Below are 20,386 nucleotides of genomic sequence, written 5' to 3' on the forward strand. Positions count from 1 at the left end.
TTCGGGTTGATGAACTACGCATCGTTTATTCGTCATCATCGCCATTCTCCAGTTCATCCAGGTTCAACAACCCTTCGGGAAGCTCTACGGTGATGAGTTTTTGTTCCTGGTCTATGCCTAAGATAAATTCTTCCTGGGCGGGAACTAATAATTCTTCATCGTCTTTTTCGACTATGAAGAGGGTATTGACGGTGGTTGTATCTACATCGACCACTTCGCCCAAAGGCCCGTGGTGGATGTCTTCCATGCGGAAACCGATAAAGAAGTTCCAGGACAATTCGCCGTCTTCGGCTTCTTCAGCGTGCTTCACGGGGAAGTAGACTTCTATGTTGGTGAACATGCGGGCGCGTTCGGCGGTATCTATTCCTTCCAGTTTCACCAGGGCGGTGGAGTCAGAACGGAAGCGGTATTCTTCGATGAAGAAGGGCACGAAGATGCCGTCGAGCAGGCAGACCAGATAATCGCAGTCCACCCGGTCGAAGATGTCGTCCGTGAAGGTGAACTGTAACTCGCCGTGGATGCCATGCGGTTTGTTGAATAATCCTATTTTATATACTTCTTCTTTCTTTATCATATTCGGGTGATTCGGGCTCCGATGGCGTTCAGACGTCCTTCGATGTCCTGATAGCCGCGGTCTATTTGTTCAATATTACTAATGGTGCTGGTTCCTTCGGCGCTCATGGCGGCAATCAGAAGGGCGATACCGGCACGTATGTCCGGAGACGTCAGGCGGGCACCGCGCAGCTTGAAGCCGTGGTTGTGACCGATGACTACGGCGCGGTGGGGGTCACAGAGAATGATTTGCGCGCCCATGTCTATGAGCTTGTCCACAAAGAAGAGACGGCTTTCAAACATTTTCTGATGGATGAGTACGCTTCCTTTGGCTTGGGTGGCTACTACGAGCATCACACTCAGCAAGTCGGGGGTCAGTCCCGGCCAGGTGGCGTCGGCTATGGTCATGATGGAGCCGTCGATAAAGGATTCTATCTCGTATGTCTCTTGTGCGGGAACGTAAATGTCGTCCCCTCTTTGTTCGAGCTTGATGCCCAGGCGGCGGAAGTTCTCGGGGATGATGCCCAGGTTTTCGTAAGAGACATTCTTTATGGTTATTTCGCTTTTTGTCATGGCGGCCATGCCGATGAAACTGCCGACTTCAATCATATCGGGCAGAACGGTGTGTTGTGCGCCATGCAGTGCTTCCACGCCTTCGATGGTGAGCAGGTTGGATGCGATGCCGCTGATTTTGGCTCCCATGCGGTTGAGCAGGCGGCAGAGCTGTTGCAAGTACGGTTCGCAGGCAGCGTTATAGATGGTGGTAGTACCTTTGGCAAGCACGGCGGCCATCACGATATTGGCGGTTCCGGTGACGGATGCTTCGTCGAGCAACATATAGTTACCGCGAAGTTTGTCGGCGGTGATTTCGTAGATTCCACGTTCCTCGTCGTAGCGGAAATCCGCGCCCAGAGCTTGAATGCCGACAAAGTGAGTATCCAGACGACGGCGACCGATTTTGTCTCCCCCCGGTTTGGATATCAATGCTTTGCCGAAGCGTGCAACCATCGGCCCGATTAGCATCACAGACCCACGCAGACTGGAGCATTTCTTCAGAAATTCGTCGCTTTCGAGATAAGCGAGGTCTACGTTTTCAGCCTTAAAGCTATAAGAGTCAATGCTTTTTTTTGCAACTGTGACACCCATCTCGCGCAGGAGCTGTATCAGGTTGTTGACATCCAAAATGTCAGGTATATTGTTCACCGTCACTTCCTCACCGGTCAGCAACGTGGCACAGATTATCTGCAAAACTTCGTTTTTGGCACCTTGCGGATGAATTTCCCCGCAGAGCCGATGTCCCCCTTCAATTACAAATGAAGCCATTGATATTTAGTTTTAAGTATTAAGTATTAGCGTCATGTATCAAAATAGAAGGCATTAAATATCAGGTATTTACTTAATCCCTAATACTTTTTTCTAATATCTTCTCTTAGTGTTCTGACGGTTATTGGTATAGTTCGTCTTCGGACGATAGTTCTGGTTCAAACGTTCTGCCATCAGGCGGACGATATCATCCGTCATCTGAAGTTTGCCGTCGGAAAGCTCGTAGAGGTCTTCGGCAATCTTCTTGTCGTCTACCGTATCCTTGTTCCATGCCATGTAGTCCTTCTTCATGTGGTTGCAGATGAGGGCTACGAGGTTTCTCTTTTCGTTTCCTTCGGGAAATTCGATGGCTTTCTTTATCAGGATTTCCAATGTGCGTCCGTAGTGACGGTAACGCATACGGGAAGTGTAATAAGGAATGTGGTCGGGACGTGTCACCAGGTTATCTTCACGGATAATTTCATAAGGATAGTCGATATCCAGTTCGAAGCCGGACATGATGGCGAGGTGGTCCCACAGTTTATGCTTGAAATCGGGCACATCACGCAGATGAGGGAACATATTTCCCATGATGTTGATGATAGTGTTGGCACAACGCTGACGTTCTGCACGGTCCTGGATAGTCAATGCATAATCGACCATGTTCTGGATACTGCGTCCGTATTCAGGAAGCGGCATTCTTTTCTGTTGAGTGTTATATTGCATATCTTTAATGGATAATTCTACAATAGATGATGGATAATTCATAACAAGCAAGTCTTATAAAAGTTTTTTAGGCATGGAAGCTACGAATTCTTTCAGGTAGAAAGGTTCGAAATAAGCTACGTCTTTATAGTCTTCGTTGGCTATTGCCTTCTCTGCCAGGGGGAACATCATTTTTGCCAGCGGGTGGATGTCGTCGATGAAATGCGCGTTGGGATGCGTTAGCTTTTCGCGGCATTTGGCAGCTCCGTTGCCGTAGAAGTAGACCGGATGGCGGTCGAGATATTCCAGATAGGACGTTTCGTCCACGATGTCGGCGGCGATGGCACGTTTCACGTTCAAGCCCCGGTCGTAGATGGCTGCATAGACTTCCATGCGGCGTGCATCTATCATCGGGCAGAGCAACGCGTCTTCGGGCAGGTCGTGATACAACAATACGGGGACACTCAATACTTCGAGCGTCTGTACTCCTATCAAGGGGACATTGCGTCCGTAACAAACTCCTTTCGCCATCGAAACTCCTATCCGAAGCCCTGTATAAGAACCCGGGCCGCAACTCACCGCGACCGCATCCAACGGGATGGCATGACTGTCAATGAACGACAACGCTTCATCTACAAATACTCCCAGAGACACGGCGTGTGAAGGGCCTTTCAAGTCTTCTTTCACAAAAATCGTCTGTCCGTCTTGACTGACCGCTACCGAGCAAACAGAGGTAGAGGTTTCAATATTCAGTATACACGACATAAAAATCAACTTATTAAATTGTCGCAAATTTACGTGATTATTTCCAATTCTTAAAATATTCGTGTACTTTTGCACAAAACTTTAAGTTTATGATACAGTCTATGACAGGATACGGCAAAGCTACGGCCGAACTCCCCGATAAAAAAATAAATGTAGAAATCAAGTCGCTCAACAGCAAAGCGATGGACTTGTCCACCCGTATTGCTCCGGCTTACCGTGAAAAAGAGATTGAAATCCGCAACGAGATTTCGAAAGTGCTGGAACGTGGAAAGGTTGACTTCAGCCTGTGGATTGAGAAGAAAGAGGGTGCGGACGCTATCCCCGTCAATAAAGCAATTCTTGAAAATTACTATCTTCAACTGGATTCAATCTGCAACGAACTGGGTATTCCTCGTCCGGAACCGGGAGACTGGCTTCAGGTATTGCTCCGCATGCCGGACGTGATGTCGAAAACGGAAATTCAGGAACTTTCGGTAGAGGAATGGAATACGGTTCATGCCACTGTGCTCGAAGCGGTCGGCCATCTGATGGATTTCCGCAAGCAGGAAGGTGCCGCACTGGAAAAGAAATTCCGTGAGAAGATTGCGAATATCAACAGCTTGCTCGAAAAAATCACTCCGTACGAGAAGGAACGTGTGGAGAAGGTGAAAGAACGTATCACGGATGCTCTTGAAAAGACTTTGAGCGTGGATTACGACAAGAACCGCCTGGAACAGGAGTTGATTTATTATATCGAGAAGCTAGACGTGAACGAAGAGAAGCAACGCTTGGGCAATCATCTGAAATATTTTATCAGTACGATGGAAAGTGGTAACGGACAGGGCAAGAAACTCGGATTTATCGCTCAGGAGATGGGGCGTGAAATCAATACGCTGGGCAGCAAGTCCAATCACGCAGAGATGCAGAAAATCGTCGTTCAGATGAAGGATGAGTTGGAACAGATTAAGGAGCAGGTGTTGAACGTTATGTAATTCAAGTCTTGAACGTTATTTAAGTCTTGAACATTATTTAAATCTTGAGTGTAATTCAAATCATTTCACTAATGACAGGCAAATTAATTATTTTCTCTGCTCCGTCAGGGTCAGGCAAATCTACTATCATCAATTATCTGCTGACGCAGAACTTGAATCTTGCGTTTTCTATCTCTGCCACCAGTCGTCCGCCGCGTGGAACAGAGCAGCACGGGATTGAATATTTCTTTCTTACTCCCGAAGAGTTTCGCTGCCGCATAGAGAACAATGAATTTCTTGAATACGAAGAAGTATACAAAGACCGCTATTACGGCACGCTGAAAGCACAAGTGGAGAAGCAACTGGAAGCCGGACAGAATGTGGTATTCGACGTCGATGTGGTAGGCGGGTGCAATATCAAGAAGTTTTATGGCGACCGGGCTTTGTCGGTGTTCGTACAGCCGCCTTCGGTAGAGGAACTGCGCTGCCGGTTGGAAGGTCGCGGAACGGATGCGCCTGAGGTGATTGAAAGCCGCATTGCGAAGGCGGAGTATGAATTAGGTTTTGCTCCGCAGTTTGATTGTGTCATCGTGAATGATAATCTGGAAATAGCTAAGGTGGAAGCTTTGAAAGTTATCAGGGAGTTCTTGGAAAAATAACGAAGTAGAGGGATGGCGGAAAAAGTCAGCAAGCCAAAAACCGGAATCTTTAGCGGGTCATTCAATCCGATTCATATCGGGCATCTCGCTTTAGCCAATTATCTTTGTGAGTACGAGGGATTGGACGAAATTTGGTTTATGGTCAGCCCGCAAAATCCTTTAAAAACGCAGGCTGAGTTATGGAGTGACGAGCTTCGTCTTCAATTAGTCGGGTTATCTATCAGTGATTATCCTCGCTTTCAAGTCTCGGATTTTGAATGTCATCTGCCACGCCCTTCTTACAGCGTACACACATTGGAGAAGTTGCGCGAAGCCTATCCCGAACGTGAGTTTCATTTTATTATCGGTTCGGATAATTGGACACGCTTCGACCGTTGGTATCAGTCGGAACGTATCATCAAGGAGAACCAAATCATCATTTACCCCCGCCCGGGCTTTCCCGTGAATGAAGAGGAATTGCCGGAAACGGTACGTCTCGTTCACTCCCCTGTGTTCGAAATCAGTTCTACGTTTATCCGTAAGGCCTTGGACGCAGGAAAGGATATCCGATATTTTCTGCATCCGAAGGTTTGGGAAGCTATAAAAGCCTTGCGAAATACTTAAAGCACATACCCGACGGAATATAACGGGGAATTTGTCATCCAATCCTGAATGAATATAAGGAAAACTCACACAAAGTGGTGCAGAAAAGTGTAGTAAACATGCAAAAAGTCGTGCAGAAAAGTGTGAGATTCTACAGAAAGTGATGCAAGAAAGTGTACTTACTCCGTCAGCCGGTGGAGCGTTATCATTATTATTTCTGCCGGAGCACCGATACGGATTGGCATTTGTGAGGTGCCGATACCATTGGTGACAATTAAGGGAATCTTTGCCGAGTTATAAGCCAGTCCGGTCACGAAACGATTGCCGTAATGTGAGGGCAGTATCGGAGCAACTCCAAATATACGGACTTGTCCGCCATGTGTATGTCCCGCCAAGGCGAGGTCGGTGTTGGCTATCGAAACGTCTTCTATATAATCCGGTGTGTGCACGAGCAGGATTACGAAGTCTTTGGGAGAAAGTGCCAAAGACGGTGACACGCCATTGCGGGCAAGGTCGAAAGGGTTGCGCACTCCGGCGATAAGAATCTGCTGGCCGTCTTTGCGAAGTGTATCCACTTTATGTTCCAGCACACGCATTCCGTAATGTTCCATCGTGCGTACAATATCGTCGTGGCAGCGTTCATAGTCGTTATTCCCCATCACTCCATAAGTTCCCATCGGTGTCTTTACGCGCGAAAGTGCGGCAAATAGAGGTTCTACGTATTCGCAGCCTTCCTGGTAATCACCGCCCATCAAGAGAACGTCCGCCTTTTGAGCAATCAAGAGATTGACAAGGCTGTTCAAGCCTTGTTCTTTGAATAAGCTCTTATAGTGCAAATCGGAAATGAAAGCGATGCGGAAACCCTCGAATGCTTCGGGAACGTCACGGTGGGTAAAGTCGTAGTTCACGACACGGTCTATGCCCGCATAGGCAGAAGAGAGTTTGACTGCCGAAGAGGTTATCTTTGTGCCACGAAGCACCCAGTCAGAGTGTTTGTCGTCGGCAAGGGTTTCTTGTTTCTTAGGTTTACGTTTCTTGTTTTTTGAGACGTCCAAGTCTTTGAGTTGCGAATGGTCGGGGGTGAACATTTCGGCAATGGTACCGGTAGTATCTGTTATATCCGTAGAGACGGAGTCGATATTCAAAACAGGGCGCGGCAAGGTTGCTACCAGGTTCTTTTTCGATTTGCAAGAAACCAACAAAAGTAACGTCAACAGGATAAAAGGGTATATTGTTTTCTTCATCTTCTATTTATTTATCTCTTAATATTCTCTCTATTTTTCTCTTAGTTATTTTTCTATTGCTCTTAGTTTTCTCTGCATACTTTCTTAATCTTCTTTACATATTTCCTCAATCTTCTCCATAGATTCTCTATAGTTTGAAGTTTTTTGGGGCGTAAAGATACGAAAAATCATGTATCTTTGTCCGTCAAAACTCTTTATAATATATAAAAGTATGGAAGCAGTAAAGCGTAACTCATTACAAGCATGGATATTAGCAGCACGTCCCAAGACACTCACAGGAGCCATTACACCTGTCTTGATAGGTACGGCACTTGCCACGATGGACGGACATTTTCATTGGCTGCCCGCACTCGTCTGCTGCCTGTTTGCGAGTTTGATGCAGATTGCCGCCAATTTCATCAATGACCTTTTCGACTTTCTCAAAGGAACCGACCGCGAAGACCGCCTGGGTCCTGAACGCGCCTGTGCGCAAGGATGGATTTCTCCACAAGCGATGAAAACAGGAATTATTGTGACCGTTGCCCTTGCCTGTCTTATCGGTTGCACATTGCTTTTCTTTGCCGGATGGGAGCTTATTATTGTTGGAGTACTTTGCGTATTGTTTGCTTTTCTTTATACTACGGGGCCTTATCCCCTCTCCTACAATGGTTGGGGAGATATACTGGTCATTGTCTTTTTCGGATTCGTACCCGTAGGTGGAACTTACTATGTGCAAGCATTGACATGGACACCGGACGTCACCGTCGCTTCCCTTGTCTGCGGACTGCTTATCGACACTTTGCTGGTAGTGAACAACTACCGCGACCGCGAAGCGGACGCACGGAGCGGAAAACGAACGGTTATCGTCCGTTTCGGCGAGAAGTTCGGGCGCTACTTCTATCTGACATTGGGGATTGCGGCTTCTCTCCTCTGCCTGTTTTTCCTTTTTGAAGGACATATCTATGCCGCCCTTCTCCCACAGCTTTACCTGATTCCTCATTTCCTCACCTGGAAACGGATGGTGAAAATCTACAGTGGTAAAAAATTAAACAGCATATTAGGCGAGACTTCGCGTAATATGCTGCTTATGGGTATTCTTTTATCTATCGGAATGATCCTTTGAATTTATTTCCCGTACATCTTTTCGTAATAACCTTGATAATCGCCGCTGGTAACTTCTTCCACCCAAGCCTGGTTTTCCAAGTACCATTCGATAGTCTTCACAATTCCGACTTCGAATTTTGTTTCGGGATACCAGCCCAAAGCATCTGTTATCTTCGTCGGGTCGATAGCGTAACGCTGGTCGTGTCCCAAACGGTCTTTGACGAAAGTAATCAGGTCTTCGTTAATCCAATCGATAGAAATCTCACCGTTGGCATCTTTCACTTTCTTCTTGAGAATCTTGCGATATTCGGGGTTCTCCGTCATCAGACGGCGAATGGTAGAAATAGTCAGCTTCACAATTTCGAGATTTGTCTTCTCATTGTGTCCGCCTACGTTGTACACTTCACCTTCCTTGCCTTCACGCACTACGACGTCAATCGCTTTGCAGTGGTCTTCCACATAAAGCCAGTCGCGCACGTTGCTGCCGTCACCATAGACAGGCAGATGCTTTCCTTCGAGGATATTCTTGATTATCAACGGAATCAACTTCTCAGGGAAATGATACGGACCATAGTTATTTGAACAGCGGGTAATTGTAACCGGCATCTTATACGTGTCGTGATAAGCCATTACGAACATATCCGCGCTCGTTTTGGAAGCACTGTACGGGCTGTGAGGACAAAGCGGGGTAGTCTCGGTGAAATACCCTTCGGCTCCGAGCGAGCCGTACACCTCATCGGTAGATACCTGATGATAACGTACACCCTTTCTCCAGGTCGGGTAACCATGTTCGTCTTTACCCATCACCCATGCACGACGTGCGCAATCCAACAAGTTCTGTGTCCCGAGAATGTTCGTAATCAGGAACAGTTGCGGATTTTCGATGCTGCGGTCTACGTGACTTTCGGCAGCAAAATTCACCACATAGTCAAAACGATACTCAGCAAAAAGACCGTCTACCACATCGCGGCTACAAATATCTCCCTTGATAAAAAAGCAGCGTTCGTTGTCGATGTCTTTGGCAATCGTTCCCAAGTTACCTGCATACGTCAGAGCGTCCAGTATCACGACTTTGACATCGCTATACTTGCCCAAGATGTACTTAATGTAATTCGCACCGATAAAACCTGCGGCACCAGTCACTAGATAAGTTTTCATATTTTATTTATTATGTTGATTTTAGGGTTGTTTCGCCAGTTCGATGAGGTATTTGCCATACTCGGTCTTTTCGAGTCGCTGTCCCAACAGAAGCAACTGCTCCGTCGGAATCCATCCCTGACGCCAGGCTATTTCTTCGATACAACTCACGTAGAAGCCCTGACGATTCTGAATGGTAGCTACAAAATTGGAAGCTTCCAGCAGACTGTCGCAATTTCCCGTATCCAGCCAAGCGAATCCGCGTCCGAACAGCTCCACTTTCAACGTACCTTCTTCCAGATAAAGGCGGTTCAAATCCGTTATTTCATATTCCCCACGTGCCGAAGGGCGAAGAGCCGCCGCTTTTTCCGTCACGCTGGCATCATAAAAGTAGAGTCCGGGCACGGCATAATTGCTTTTCGGCACTTTCGGCTTTTCTTCCAAAGAAATCACATTTCCCTGTTCGTCAAATTCCACGACACCATAAGCGCGCGGGTCTTTCACGTAATAACCGAAGATACAAGCCCCTTTCTCCGTACTGGCAGCCCGACGAAGCATAGCGGAAAATCCCTGTCCGTAGAACATATTATCACCAAGAATCAAACATCCCGGTTCGCCGTTCAGAAAGTCGGCACCCAGGACGAAAGCCTGTGCCAATCCGTTGGGCTGCTCCTGAATCTTATAAGAGAAAGACATTCCCAACTCTTCACCCGTTCCCAGCAAGTCGCGGAACATCGGCAAGTCACGCGGAGTCGAGATTATCAACACCTCACGTATTCCCGCCAACATCAACGTAGACAATGGATAATAAATCATCGGTTTGTCATACACAGGCATAATCTGTTTGGAAATCGCTTTAGAAAGCGGATAAAGACGGGTGGCACTTCCCCCGGCGAGAATAATTCCTTTCATGTTCGTCTAAGTTAAATCATTAACTGTGTGCAAAGGTCGGAAAGAAATCTGAAATGACAAAAATAATGAGCCAATATTTCAATCTGCCGACCTGCCTATTTGCTGCCCTATCGTTTAATCGGACAACATCACATTGGCGAATCAACACATTATTTATCTGCCAGCTCGACAACTTCCAGGTCACTGAACGCCCCTTGGTCGATTACAAACCGCACCAATGTCCGCACCTTATGAAAGCCCGACATCCCTGCCGCCCCCGGATTGATATGTAGCATATCGAGCGTTTTGTCATACTTCACCTTTAGTATATGCGAATGTCCGCTGATAAAAAGTTTTGGCGGACGCGCCATGAGACTGCCGATTATCGAAGGGTCATACTTCCCCGGATAACCGCCGATATGCTTTATCAGCACCTCCGCACCATCCACCGTAAAGCGGTTCACCTGTGGAAACAGCTTCCTGATTTCCTGCCCGTCTATATTTCCATAGACCGCCCTGAACGGCCGGAACGCCGCCAACTTCTCCGCAACTTCCACTGAACCAATGTCTCCGGCATGCCAAATCTCGTCACACGGCTCGAAATATTCCAGGTATTTCTCGTCCCAGCAAGCGTGAGTATCTGATAATAATCCAATTCTTGTCATAAAATTCTTTGTTTAATCCCACAAAGATACTATATTTGGAAAAATCTTAAAGCACATGGAAAGCAAATATAATTATTTTAAGCGAGATATCAGTTGGTTATCATTCAACTACCGCGTATTGATGGAAGCTTTGGACGAGCATCTCCCGCTCTACGAGCGCATTAATTTCATTTCCATCTACTCTTCCAACCTCGAAGAATTTTACAAAATCCGTGTGGCCGACCATAAAGCGGTCGCTTCGGGAGCTACGGAAAGCGACGAAGAAACCGTACAATCCGCCCGCGAACTCGTAGAAGAAATCAACCGGGAAGTCAACCGGCAACTGGACGACCGTGTGCGCATCTACGAACAAAAGATACTGCCCGCCCTGCGCAAAAACCATATCATATTCTATCAGGACAGACACGTAGAACCGTTCCACCAGAAATTTATCAAAGACTTCTTCAAAGAAGAAATCTTCCCCTACCTGCAACCGGTACCCGTATCCAAAGATAAAATCGTCTCCTTCCTGCGAGACAACCGGCTTTATCTTGCCATCCGTGTCTACCTGAAAAACGATGCCGCCAAGGCAGACGCCTCAAAAAAAGACGACCAGCGCATCCCCTACTACTTCGTCATGAAGCAACCGTACGCCAAAGTCCCCCGCTTCATCGAACTCCCGTCTCACGAGAAGAACCACTACTTGATGTTCACCGAAGACATCATCAAAGCGAATCTCAACCTTATCTTCCCCGGCTACGACATTGATTCGAGCTACTGTATCAAAATCTCCCGCGACGCTGACATTCTGATTGACGACACCGCCAGCAGCGCCGACCTCGTAGCCCAACTGAAGAAAAAAGTAAAGAAACGCAAGATAGGCGACGTCTGCCGTTTTGTTTATGACCGTGCCATGCCGCAAGACTTCCTGGATTTCCTTGTAGACGCCTTCCACATTCACCGTGACGAACTCGTCACCGGCGACAAGCACCTGAACCTGGAAGACCTGCGCCATCTCCCCAACCCGAACAAATCCCTGCACACGGTTGAGAAGCCGAAGCCGATGAAGCTCACCATCCTTGACGAAAAGGAATCCATCTTCAACTACGTCGCCCAAAAGGATTTACTCTTATATTACCCTTACCACTCTTTCGAGCACTTCATCCACTTCCTCTACGAAGCCGTGCACAACCCGGAAACCCGTGAAATCATGGTGACACAATACCGCGTAGCCGAAAACTCCGCCGTCATCAACACCCTGATAGCCGCCGCCCAAAACGGCAAGAAAGTCACCGTATTCGTAGAACTGAAAGCCCGTTTCGACGAAGAGAACAACCTCGCCACCGCCGAAATGATGCAAGCCGCCGGCATCAAAATAATATACAGCATCCCCGGCCTGAAAGTCCACGCCAAGGTAGCCCTCATCCGCCGCCGCGGACTGAACGGCGAAAAGCTCCCCAGCTACGCCTACATCAGCACCGGCAACTTCAACGAGAAGACCGCCACCCTCTACGCCGACTGCGGACTTTTCACCTGCCGCAAAGAGATAGTGAACGACCTCTACAACCTCTTCCGCACTCTCCAAGGTAAGGAAAGCCCGAAGTTCAGCACCCTGCTCGTCGCCCGTTTCAACCTCATCCCCGAGTTGAACCGCCTCATCGACCGCGAAATAGCCCTCGCCGACCAAGGCAAACAAGGACGTATCATCCTCAAAATGAACGCCCTTCAAGACCCCACTATGATAGACCGCCTCTACGAAGCATCCGAACACGGCGTACAAATCGACCTCATCGTCCGCGGCATCTGCTGCCTCATCCCCGGTCAGTCATACAGTCGTAACATCCGTGTCACCCGTATTGTAGACAGTTTCCTTGAGCACGCCCGCATCTGGTACTTCGGCAACAACGGCAGCCCCAAAGTTTTCATGGGTTCTCCCGACTGGATGCGTCGCAACCTCTACCGCCGCATCGAAGCCATCACCCCCATCCTCGCCCCCGACCTGCGCGACAGCCTGATTGAAATGCTCAACATCCAACTCGCCGACAACCAAAAAGCCTGCTGGGTGGACGACCGCCTGCAAAACATATTCAAAAAAAGAACACCCGGCACACCAAGCGTCCGGGCGCAATACAGCTTCTATGACTGGCTGAATAAAAAATGAGGGCGCTTCGAGCACCCTCATTTTCTTCCATACATATATTAGTATTTCCTTAAAAACAAATCCGAATGTGTACCAGTATTAGTGAACAATAAAGCGAGAGCCGCATCATCACTCCATAAAAAAATATCATTTCTCACGGAATACTTCTTCAAACTCTTTTACATCAACTATTTTACAACGTTCTATGCGTTTTAGAACCAATAAGTCCTTGTCACCCGTTACTAAATAGTGTGCTTTAGCCACATGTGCCAAATTCAATAAATAATCATCTTCTATATCCCGACAAAGTTTTATATTTTCCGTCGGAGTAAAAAAAGAGCAACGTAAACGTAAGAACTCCAATAAAGACTCAACTTCCTCTAACGGAAAATAACGGGTAAATTTAGGTCGTTGGGTTACTTCAAGCAATTCTTCTAACAATTCCGAACATAACACGAGCTCTATTCTCTCGTCAGACAACAATGTCACAAGTTTTCCCAACCGTCGTCCAATCAAAAAACTAATCCAGCAATTCGTATCAACGATTACCCGTTTCTTTCTTGCGACGCTCATATCTTTCTTTTCTAACCTGTTTCACTTCAGCTAATATATCATCCTCAGTTATTTCGTCCGTACGGAAAGTATCCAGAAAATGTTTCAATTCCGCCCTTGTTGCCTGTTGGGTAAGTGTCCGTCCTAATTTCAACTTAGAACGTGGCGGAAGTTGTTGAACCAGATTCAATATCTGATTATAACTCAAATTTAACATCGCATCCATATGCTATCCTCCTTTTCTTTTTTACAAAGATACACTTTTCCATCATCCAAACAAACAGAACGGAATAAATACTTTCCCCACCTATCCCACCATATAATCCCTTCCGCAACAAGCCCCCCCGCATGGCTCCCCCGGCCTACTTTTTTCTCCGTCAAGCGAGTGCCCGTAACGGAGCGTCAAGAAGGGCAGACTGTTTGAGCGAAGCGAGTTTCTGCCCTTTAGCGTAGTGAAGGAAGCGAGTAGGAGAAAAAAGTAAGCCTTGAATTTTTCTTTGGTTCTTTCTTTTGTTTCAAGACAAAAGAAAGAACATTCCCCCATTGTAACACAAATGTAACACATATGACACCTCCCTGCAACCTGAAATCCCGTCCTTTGTACCCGAAAAAGTAACATACACACACCTATATTTATTTTATGGAGACAATTTATTTATGCATTATCATCTTCCTCTTCGTCCTTGCCGTCTTCGACCTCATCGTCGGCGTAAGCAATGACGCAGTCAACTTCCTGAACTCCGCGGTGGGCGCCAAAGCCGCCTCGTTCAAAACCATCCTGTTCATAGCCGGCATCGGTATTTTCATCGGCGCCGCCCTGTCCAACGGAATGATGGACATCGCCCGTCACGGTATCTACCAACCCGAGCACTTCTACTTTGCCGAAATCATGTGCATCCTGCTCGCCGTCATGCTGACCGACGTAGTGCTGCTCGACGTATTCAACTCCATGGGCATGCCCACCTCTACCACCGTCTCCCTCGTCTTCGAGCTTCTTGGCGGAACATTCGCCCTCTCCCTCATCAAAGTACACAACAGCGACACCCTCGGCTTAGGCGACCTCATCAATACCGACAAAGCCCTCTCCGTCATCATGGCCATCTTCGTGTCCGTAGCCATCGCCTTCTTCTTCGGAATGCTCGTTCAGTGGATAGCCCGCGTCATCTTCACCTTTAACTATAAGAAAAAGATGAAATACAGCATCGCCCTTTTCGGCGGAATCGCTGCCACATCCATCATCTACTTCATGCTCATCAAAGGGCTGAAAGACAGCTCCTTCATGACCCCCGACAACAAACTCTGGATACAAGAAAACACCTGGCTTCTCATTGCCACGTTCTTCGTATTCTTCACCATACTGATGCAAGTGCTCCACTGGCTCAAAGTCAACGTCTTCAAAGTCGTCGTCCTCATGGGTACGTTCGCCCTTGCCCTCGCCTTCGCCGGCAATGACCTCGTCAACTTCATCGGCGTCCCCCTCGCAGGCTTCTCCTCCTTCATGGACTACACCGCCAACGGGGCAGGCAACGCCAACGGCTTCCTGATGACCTCCCTGCTAGGCCCCGCCAAAACTCCGTGGTACTTCCTCATCGGCGCCGGAGCCGTCATGGTCTACGCCCTCTGCACTTCCAAGAAAGCCCACGCCGTCATCAAGACATCCGTCGACCTCTCCCGCCAGGATGAAGGCGAAGAAACCTTCGGAAGCACCCCGATAGCCCGCACCGTAGTGCGCATCAGCATGACAATGGCCAACAGTATCTCCCGCATCATGTCTTCAGGCACAAAAGAATGGTTCAACTCCCGCTTCCGCAAAGACGAAGCCATCATCGCCGACGGAGCAGCCTTTGACCTTGTCCGCGCATCGGTCAACCTCGTACTGGCAGGTCTGCTCATCGCCCTGGGAACTTCACTGAAACTTCCCCTCTCCACTACCTACGTCACCTTCATGGTAGCCATGGGTACCTCGCTTGCCGACCGTGCCTGGGGACGCGACTCCGCCGTCTACCGTATCACCGGCGTACTTAGTGTCATCGGTGGCTGGTTCATCACCGCCGGAGCAGCCTTCACCATCTGTTTCTTCGTCGCCCTCGTGCTCCACTACGGTGGCAACATCTCCATTATCGCACTTATCGCCCTCGCTGTATTCATCCTGATACGCAGCCAAGTGATGTACAAGAAACGCAAAGCGAAAGCCCAAGGCAACGAAACCCTGAAACAACTTATGCAGACCTCCAACTCCGAAGAAGCTCTTCAACTGATGCGCCAGCACACCCGCGAAGAACTCTCCAAAGTACTGGAATACGCAGAAACGAACTTCGAACTCACCGTCACTTCCTTCCTGCACGAGAACCTCCGCGGACTGCGGCGTGCCATGGGTTCCACGAAGTTCGAGAAGCAACTCATCAAACAGATGAAGCGCACAGGAACCGTAGCCATGTGCCGTCTCGACAACAACACCGTACTCGATAAAGGACTCTATTACTACCAAGGCAATGACTTCGCCAGCGAACTGGTGTACAGCATCTCCCGTCTCTGCGAACCGTGTCTGGAACATATCGACAACAACTTCAACCCCTTGGACGCTATTCAGAAAGGCGAATTCAGCGATGCCACCGAAGACATCACCTACCTGATTCAACAATGCCGCAAGAAGTTGGAAAACAACGAGTACAACAACCTGGAAGAAGAAGTCCGCCGTGCCAACGACCTCAACGGCCAACTTTCCCTATTGAAACGCAAGGAACTCCAACGTATCCAGAGCCAACCGGGAAGCATCCGCGTGAGCATGGTCTACCTGACAATGGTTCAGGAAGCGCAGAACGTAGTGACTTATACCATCAACCTGATGAAAGTAAGCCGCAAATTCCAAATGGAAAGCGAAATGCCATAAAACAACCGGCTACCCGCCAATCGATAAATAACAAAAAGTCCATGCAAACGATTATGTATTCGTTTGCAAGGATAAAAGAATAATTTGATTGGGGAATCAAATTTGCATGGGAATAATCCAACAGAAGGACAGGGAAACATTTGTTTCTCTGTCCTTTTACCTTATTATTGGTTCTTTTGCAATTTAGTTGAAATGTTCATTATGGTACGAAAATGAGGTAAACTCATACAATTATAATTCAAAAAAACTTCCGTAAATATTCTCAACTGTACTTATCCCTATGAGAAAAAATACTCATAGTAATGAGAATAAATACTCATTGCTATGAGAACTTTTTCTCATTGCAGTGAGAATATACCCTTGTCAGAATAGGCTGAAACAGTTCATTACCGTACAATAATGAACATCTCACCTAAATTGCAAAAGGGCTTATCTACCTTACTCCTTGCAGAGTCTGAGAGTACATACAACGAAATACTGATAAAAATAACGAAGAAAGAGATTATGATGAAAAACAGAAATTATCCCCCACTAATCGGGTAGAACCCCAGCATCCGCCGCCCAAAACGGGAAAACAGCCAAGAACACTAAATCCACAAAAGCGTGTAAGGGTAGTTTCAGTAACCGAAAACAAAGTAAAATGTTAAATTGCGAAATACGAAACAGAAAAGCTGATTAGCAATAAGATAGAAGAAAAAGGAAAGAGGAAAAGGGAGAAAAAAGGGGATTAAGTCTTAGAAGAACTTGGTACATTGTTGATTGTAAACTTACCGTCAATATCAGTGATAGTACCAAGGGAAGTGCCATTCACCAATACTGAAGCACCTACGACAGGTTGCCCATCTTCTTCAGAGGTTACCAAACCGGTAACTCCGGACGTTTGCGCTGTCATCAGACCTATACCTATAAAAAGGAAGGTCATAAAGAACATCAATTTTCTTTTCATAAATTCTCTCTTAAATTTAACCTATAAACAGATTTTTTGTCTCTAACAGGTTGCAAAGATAACACAAATTATGAAAAAGCGAAAAATGTGTTACACTTTTAACTAAAAACTATCATACTGTAAGCACGAGAGCATCGTAAAACAAGAGTTTAAAACAAAACGTTTTTGATTTAGCAACTTTTAAAACATCATCACTAGCAGAAAGAAAGTGTTAAAAACGGAGGTTTTGAATACAAAAACATCGTGAATCCACTCATTCGGATAACTTTTCGTCATTTTTCACCTATAAATGTACTAAAGGACTATTAACGATAGTGAAAGCGGAAAGTCCGGCTACCAAGTTCTTCTAAGACTTTGCGCGTTTCCTATGTAGGAATGGTTTCGCAAGAGGTGGCTATCAAGCCCGGAGTTATCAAAGTAGTATTAAAAAGTGATGCCAAGGCTTTGGATGAGGTGGTAGTCACGGCGATGGGTATCTCACGCGAAAAGAAAGCGCTGGGTTATGCTGTTCAAGATGTGAAGTCCGACGACCTGACACGCGCAGCAAACACCGACCTTGCCGGAGCTTTGCAAGGTAAAGTATCGGGTGTGGACATCGCTCCGTCTTCCGGTATGCCGGGCGCATCGTCCAAAATTACCATCCGCGGCTCACGCTCGTTCACGGGTGACAACACACCTTTATATGTAATCGACGGCATGCCCATCGCCTCGGCAGCCGACGTGTCTACTACGGATTACGCCAACGGCGGTGCTTACGGTACCGACTATGCGAACCGTTCGGTGGACATTGACCCCAACGACATCGAAAGCATCAACATCCTGAAAGGCCAGGCAGCGTCCGCCCTGTACGGTATGCGTGCTTCGAACGGTGTGATTCTTATCACCACCAAGAGCGGTAAAGGCGTTGCCAAAGGCAAGCCGGTGATTAACTTCCGCAGCAATGTCTCTTTCGACGTGGTATCTACGTTGCCCGAACTGCAAAAGGAATTCGCGCAGGGCAGCGGCGGCGAGTACTCTCCGTACTCAGGACACAGTTGGGGCCCGAAAATCTCGGAACTCGCCAACGACCCCGTTTACGGTGGTAACACGGACAATGCTTTCACGCAAAGCCTCGGCAAGCACCAGGGACAATATTACGTTCCCCAACGTGCCGAAGCCGGACTCGACCCGTGGGCTACCCCGAAGGCTTACAACAACATGAAGGACTTCTTTGAAACGGGTGTCACGTGGAGCAACAATATCAACGTTTCCCAAAATATGGAAAAGGGCAGCTACTCTTTCTCCTTGGGTAACACGCATCAGGAAGGTATCATCCCCACCACAGGTATGGACAGATACAACGCCAAACTGTCTGCCGAAGTGCAGCTCAGTCCCAACTGGTCGACCGGTTTCAACGGTAACTTCGTGACTTCCAAAATCAAGAAGCAGTCTACCGCCAACTCCGGCGTGACGGCTACCATCTACAACGCTCCCGTGAGCTACGACATGAAAGGCATCCCCTCGCACATCGAAGGCGACCCTTACACGCAGAATACTTACCGCCAGGCATGGATTGACGATGCTTACTGGGCGGTAGACAACAACGTGTTCACCGAACGTTCGCAACGTTTCTTCGGAAACGCGTTCGTGAAGTTCACCACCAAATTCGGTACGGACAACCACAAGCTGGACGTGAAATACCAAATCGGTGACGACGCCTACACGAGCAATTACAGCGAAATCTACGGATACGGCAGTACGATGGCTGACTACGGCGAGGACATCGAATACTCCTACACCATCAACGAACTGAACTCCCTGCTCACGGCTTCTTACCGCTGGGACATCACGCAGGACTGGGTGCTGGACGCCCTGATAGGTAACGAGCTTGTAGAGAAGAAGACGCAGCACAACTACTCGTACGGCGCAAACTTCAACTTCCCCGGCTGGAACAACCTGAACAACGCATCGAGCTACCTCAGCGAGAAATCGTACAAGAAGAAACGTACCGTAGGTAACTTCGCCAACCTCTCCATCGCCTGGAAGAACATGGTTTACCTGAACGGAACCATCCGTAACGACGTCGTTTCGAACATGCCGCGCGGCAACCGTTCGTTCACGTATCCGTCCGTGTCACTGGGCTTTGTATTCACCGAACTGGAACCGTTGAAAAACAATATCCTCACCTTCGGTAAACTGCGTGCTTCGTATGCCGAAGTAGGTATGGCGGGCGACTACATGGAAAGTTACTACTACACTCCGAGCTACGGCGGCGGATTCTTCAACGGCACGCCGATTACTTATCCGCTCAACGGTACGATGGCGTATATACCTTATTATAAGGTGTACGACCCCAACTTGAAACCGCAGAACACGAAATCTTACGAAATCGGTGCCGACCTGACGTTCTTCAACGGCTTGTTCACCCTGAACTATACCTATTCTCGCCAGAACGTGAAAGACCAGATATTTGAAGTGCCCTTGGGCGGTTCTACGGGTTATGACAGCATGATTATGAACGGCGGTAAGATTCACACCAACGCTCACGAAATCACGCTGGGCGTATCGCCGGTGAACAACCGCAACTTCAAGCTCGACCTGGCGTTCAACTTCTCGAAGATTGACAACTACGTGGACGAACTGGCTCCGGGCGTGGAAAGCATCTACCTGGGTGGTTTCGTCACTCCGCAGGTGCGTGCCGGTATCGGTGAGAAATTCCCCGTCGTATATGGCAGCACGTACAAGCGCAACAGCGCCGGACAAATCGTAGTAGACGCCAACGGGCTTCCGCAGGTGGGCGAGGACGATGTTATCGGCCGTGTTTCTCCGGATTTCCGTCTGGGATTCAACACGAATATCGAACTGTACAAATTCCGCATCTCTGCCGTTTTCGACTGGAAACAGGGCGGACAGATGTACTGCGGTACGGCAGGCGAAATGAACTTCTACGGTGTCACCAAAGAGACGGCTGACAAGCGTAACGGCGGCAGTTTCGTAGTCCCCAACTCCGTGAAGGAAACGGGTACGGACGCGAAAGGCAACCCGACATATGCAACCAACGACATCGCCGTGACCGACGCGCAATCTTACTATACGCGTCTGCGCTCCATCAACGAGTCTTACATCTACAACTCGTCATTCATCAAGCTGCGCGAACTCTCGGTGAGCTATCCGGTGTACAACAGCAAATGGCTGAACGTAGACGTGAACGTGTTTGCACGTAACCTCATCGTATGGTCTGAACTCAAAGGATTCGACCCCGAAGCATCACAAGGTAACGACAACATGGGTGGAGCTTTCGAGCGTTTCTCCCTGCCGGGAACTGCCAGCTATGGTTTTGGTGTAAATGTGAAATTCTAATTAGC

The 20,386-nt window shown here is 48.0% G+C and carries 16 protein-coding genes and 2 pseudogenes; 7 read left to right on the top strand and 11 right to left on the bottom strand.

Going from position 1 to position 20,386, the window contains the following annotated elements; all coding sequences use genetic code 11:
• Positions 1-25 precede the first annotated feature (25 nt).
• From rimM to tsaB, 4 genes are all read right to left on the bottom strand, one after another.
• The gene (rimM, locus tag BacF7301_RS25110) at positions 26-574 is read right to left on the bottom strand and encodes a ribosome maturation factor RimM (RefSeq protein ID WP_167966927.1); all 549 of its coding nucleotides are present in this window, start codon (positions 572-574) and stop codon (positions 26-28) included.
• Complete coding sequence (gene murA, locus BacF7301_RS25115; protein ID WP_167966928.1) at positions 571-1,875, bottom strand: UDP-N-acetylglucosamine 1-carboxyvinyltransferase; 1,305 nt, start codon at positions 1,873-1,875, stop codon at positions 571-573. The genes rimM and murA overlap by 4 nt, the downstream gene beginning before the upstream one ends.
• A gap of 93 nt (positions 1,876-1,968) precedes the next feature.
• Positions 1,969-2,580: a DUF4290 domain-containing protein gene (locus BacF7301_RS25120; protein WP_044654931.1), complete on the bottom strand. Its 612-nt coding sequence runs from the start codon at positions 2,578-2,580 to the stop codon at positions 1,969-1,971.
• A 54-nt stretch (positions 2,581-2,634) separates the two neighbouring features.
• A complete protein-coding gene (tsaB, locus tag BacF7301_RS25125) occupies positions 2,635-3,324 on the bottom strand; it encodes a tRNA (adenosine(37)-N6)-threonylcarbamoyltransferase complex dimerization subunit type 1 TsaB (RefSeq protein WP_167966929.1) in 690 nt (229 codons plus the stop codon).
• A gap of 89 nt (positions 3,325-3,413) precedes the next feature.
• Here tsaB and BacF7301_RS25130 point away from each other — a divergent pair, with 89 nt between their 5' ends.
• The 3 genes from BacF7301_RS25130 (at position 3,414) to nadD (ending at position 5,536) form a co-directional block, all read left to right on the top strand.
• The gene (locus BacF7301_RS25130; protein WP_167966930.1) at positions 3,414-4,295 is read left to right on the top strand and encodes a YicC/YloC family endoribonuclease; all 882 of its coding nucleotides are present in this window, start codon (positions 3,414-3,416) and stop codon (positions 4,293-4,295) included.
• 71 nt (positions 4,296-4,366) lie between these two features.
• Positions 4,367-4,933: a guanylate kinase gene (gene gmk / locus BacF7301_RS25135; protein ID WP_167966931.1), complete on the top strand. Its 567-nt coding sequence runs from the start codon at positions 4,367-4,369 to the stop codon at positions 4,931-4,933.
• A 12-nt stretch (positions 4,934-4,945) separates the two neighbouring features.
• Positions 4,946-5,536 carry a nicotinate (nicotinamide) nucleotide adenylyltransferase gene (nadD, locus tag BacF7301_RS25140; protein WP_167966932.1) on the top strand — a complete coding sequence of 197 codons (591 nt, stop codon included), beginning with the start codon at positions 4,946-4,948 and terminating at the stop codon, positions 5,534-5,536.
• A 158-nt stretch (positions 5,537-5,694) separates the two neighbouring features.
• On the opposite strand, the gene BacF7301_RS25145 is transcribed toward nadD, so the two are convergent.
• Positions 5,695-6,759: a metallophosphoesterase gene (locus BacF7301_RS25145; protein ID WP_167966933.1), complete on the bottom strand. Its 1,065-nt coding sequence runs from the start codon at positions 6,757-6,759 to the stop codon at positions 5,695-5,697.
• Positions 6,760-6,970: 211 nt separating this feature from the next.
• Between BacF7301_RS25145 and BacF7301_RS25150 the strand changes: the two genes are divergently transcribed.
• Positions 6,971-7,861 (top strand): 1,4-dihydroxy-2-naphthoate polyprenyltransferase, encoded by an 891-nt coding sequence (locus tag BacF7301_RS25150; RefSeq protein ID WP_167966934.1) that lies wholly within the window; start codon positions 6,971-6,973, stop codon positions 7,859-7,861.
• 2 nt (positions 7,862-7,863) lie between these two features.
• Here the strand turns inward: BacF7301_RS25150 and rfbB are convergent, their stop codons facing one another.
• From rfbB to BacF7301_RS25165, 3 genes are all read right to left on the bottom strand, one after another.
• Positions 7,864-9,000, bottom strand: coding sequence for a dTDP-glucose 4,6-dehydratase (gene rfbB / locus BacF7301_RS25155; protein ID WP_167966935.1), 1,137 nt, complete (start codon positions 8,998-9,000; stop codon positions 7,864-7,866).
• Positions 9,001-9,021: 21 nt separating this feature from the next.
• The gene (gene rfbA, locus BacF7301_RS25160) at positions 9,022-9,891 is read right to left on the bottom strand and encodes a glucose-1-phosphate thymidylyltransferase RfbA (RefSeq protein ID WP_167966936.1); all 870 of its coding nucleotides are present in this window, start codon (positions 9,889-9,891) and stop codon (positions 9,022-9,024) included.
• Positions 9,892-10,040: 149 nt separating this feature from the next.
• Positions 10,041-10,535, bottom strand: coding sequence for a metallophosphoesterase family protein (locus tag BacF7301_RS25165; RefSeq protein ID WP_167966937.1), 495 nt, complete (start codon positions 10,533-10,535; stop codon positions 10,041-10,043).
• A gap of 55 nt (positions 10,536-10,590) precedes the next feature.
• Here BacF7301_RS25165 and BacF7301_RS25170 point away from each other — a divergent pair, with 55 nt between their 5' ends.
• Positions 10,591-12,675, top strand: a complete 2,085-nt coding sequence (locus BacF7301_RS25170) for an RNA degradosome polyphosphate kinase (protein ID WP_167966938.1) — start codon at positions 10,591-10,593, stop codon at positions 12,673-12,675.
• A 126-nt stretch (positions 12,676-12,801) separates the two neighbouring features.
• Here BacF7301_RS25170 and BacF7301_RS25175 read toward each other — a convergent pair whose 3' ends face one another.
• Both BacF7301_RS25175 and BacF7301_RS25180 read right to left on the bottom strand, forming a co-directional pair.
• The gene (locus BacF7301_RS25175; protein ID WP_044654114.1) at positions 12,802-13,227 is read right to left on the bottom strand and encodes a putative toxin-antitoxin system toxin component, PIN family; all 426 of its coding nucleotides are present in this window, start codon (positions 13,225-13,227) and stop codon (positions 12,802-12,804) included.
• Entirely contained in the window at positions 13,193-13,432 is a 240-nt protein-coding gene (locus BacF7301_RS25180) for a hypothetical protein (protein ID WP_073344453.1), read from the bottom strand. The genes BacF7301_RS25175 and BacF7301_RS25180 overlap by 35 nt, the downstream gene beginning before the upstream one ends.
• A 414-nt stretch (positions 13,433-13,846) precedes the next feature.
• On the opposite strand from BacF7301_RS25180, the gene BacF7301_RS25185 reads away from it, so the two are divergent.
• A complete protein-coding gene (locus BacF7301_RS25185; RefSeq protein WP_167966939.1) occupies positions 13,847-16,096 on the top strand; it encodes an inorganic phosphate transporter in 2,250 nt (749 codons plus the stop codon).
• A 730-nt stretch (positions 16,097-16,826) separates the two neighbouring features.
• On the opposite strand, the pseudogene BacF7301_RS25190 reads toward BacF7301_RS25185, so the two are convergent.
• Positions 16,827-17,042, bottom strand: a pseudogene (locus BacF7301_RS25190) (carboxypeptidase-like regulatory domain-containing protein); the annotation flags it as partial.
• Positions 17,043-17,375: 333 nt separating this feature from the next.
• Between BacF7301_RS25190 and BacF7301_RS25195 the strand changes: the two are divergent.
• Positions 17,376-20,381, top strand: a pseudogene (locus tag BacF7301_RS25195) (SusC/RagA family TonB-linked outer membrane protein); the annotation flags it as partial.
• Between the last annotated feature and the right edge of the window lie 5 nt (positions 20,382-20,386).

This window comes from Bacteroides faecium (assembly GCF_012113595.1).
In the GTDB taxonomy this organism is placed as follows: domain Bacteria; phylum Bacteroidota; class Bacteroidia; order Bacteroidales; family Bacteroidaceae; genus Bacteroides; species Bacteroides faecium.

Bases quoted from the DNA above. Each gene is read 5' to 3' on its own strand.
- nadD (WP_167966932.1), top strand. From the start codon at position 4,946: ATGGCGGAAAAAGTCAGCAAGCCAAAAACCGGAATCTTTAGCGGGTCA.
- BacF7301_RS25145 (WP_167966933.1), bottom strand. From the start codon at position 6,759: ATGAAGAAAACAATATACCCTTTTATCCTGTTGACGTTACTTTTGTTG.
- BacF7301_RS25165 (WP_167966937.1), bottom strand. From the start codon at position 10,535: ATGACAAGAATTGGATTATTATCAGATACTCACGCTTGCTGGGACGAG.
- murA (WP_167966928.1), bottom strand. From the start codon at position 1,875: ATGGCTTCATTTGTAATTGAAGGGGGACATCGGCTCTGCGGGGAAATT.
- gmk (WP_167966931.1), top strand. From the start codon at position 4,367: ATGACAGGCAAATTAATTATTTTCTCTGCTCCGTCAGGGTCAGGCAAA.
- BacF7301_RS25180 (WP_073344453.1), bottom strand. From the start codon at position 13,432: ATGGATGCGATGTTAAATTTGAGTTATAATCAGATATTGAATCTGGTT.
- BacF7301_RS25120 (WP_044654931.1), bottom strand. From the start codon at position 2,580: ATGCAATATAACACTCAACAGAAAAGAATGCCGCTTCCTGAATACGGA.
- rimM (WP_167966927.1), bottom strand. From the start codon at position 574: ATGATAAAGAAAGAAGAAGTATATAAAATAGGATTATTCAACAAACCG.
- BacF7301_RS25175 (WP_044654114.1), bottom strand. From the start codon at position 13,227: ATGAGCGTCGCAAGAAAGAAACGGGTAATCGTTGATACGAATTGCTGG.
- tsaB (WP_167966929.1), bottom strand. From the start codon at position 3,324: ATGTCGTGTATACTGAATATTGAAACCTCTACCTCTGTTTGCTCGGTA.
- BacF7301_RS25170 (WP_167966938.1), top strand. From the start codon at position 10,591: ATGGAAAGCAAATATAATTATTTTAAGCGAGATATCAGTTGGTTATCA.
- BacF7301_RS25185 (WP_167966939.1), top strand. From the start codon at position 13,847: ATGGAGACAATTTATTTATGCATTATCATCTTCCTCTTCGTCCTTGCC.
- rfbB (WP_167966935.1), bottom strand. From the start codon at position 9,000: ATGAAAACTTATCTAGTGACTGGTGCCGCAGGTTTTATCGGTGCGAAT.
- BacF7301_RS25130 (WP_167966930.1), top strand. From the start codon at position 3,414: ATGATACAGTCTATGACAGGATACGGCAAAGCTACGGCCGAACTCCCC.
- rfbA (WP_167966936.1), bottom strand. From the start codon at position 9,891: ATGAAAGGAATTATTCTCGCCGGGGGAAGTGCCACCCGTCTTTATCCG.
- BacF7301_RS25150 (WP_167966934.1), top strand. From the start codon at position 6,971: ATGGAAGCAGTAAAGCGTAACTCATTACAAGCATGGATATTAGCAGCA.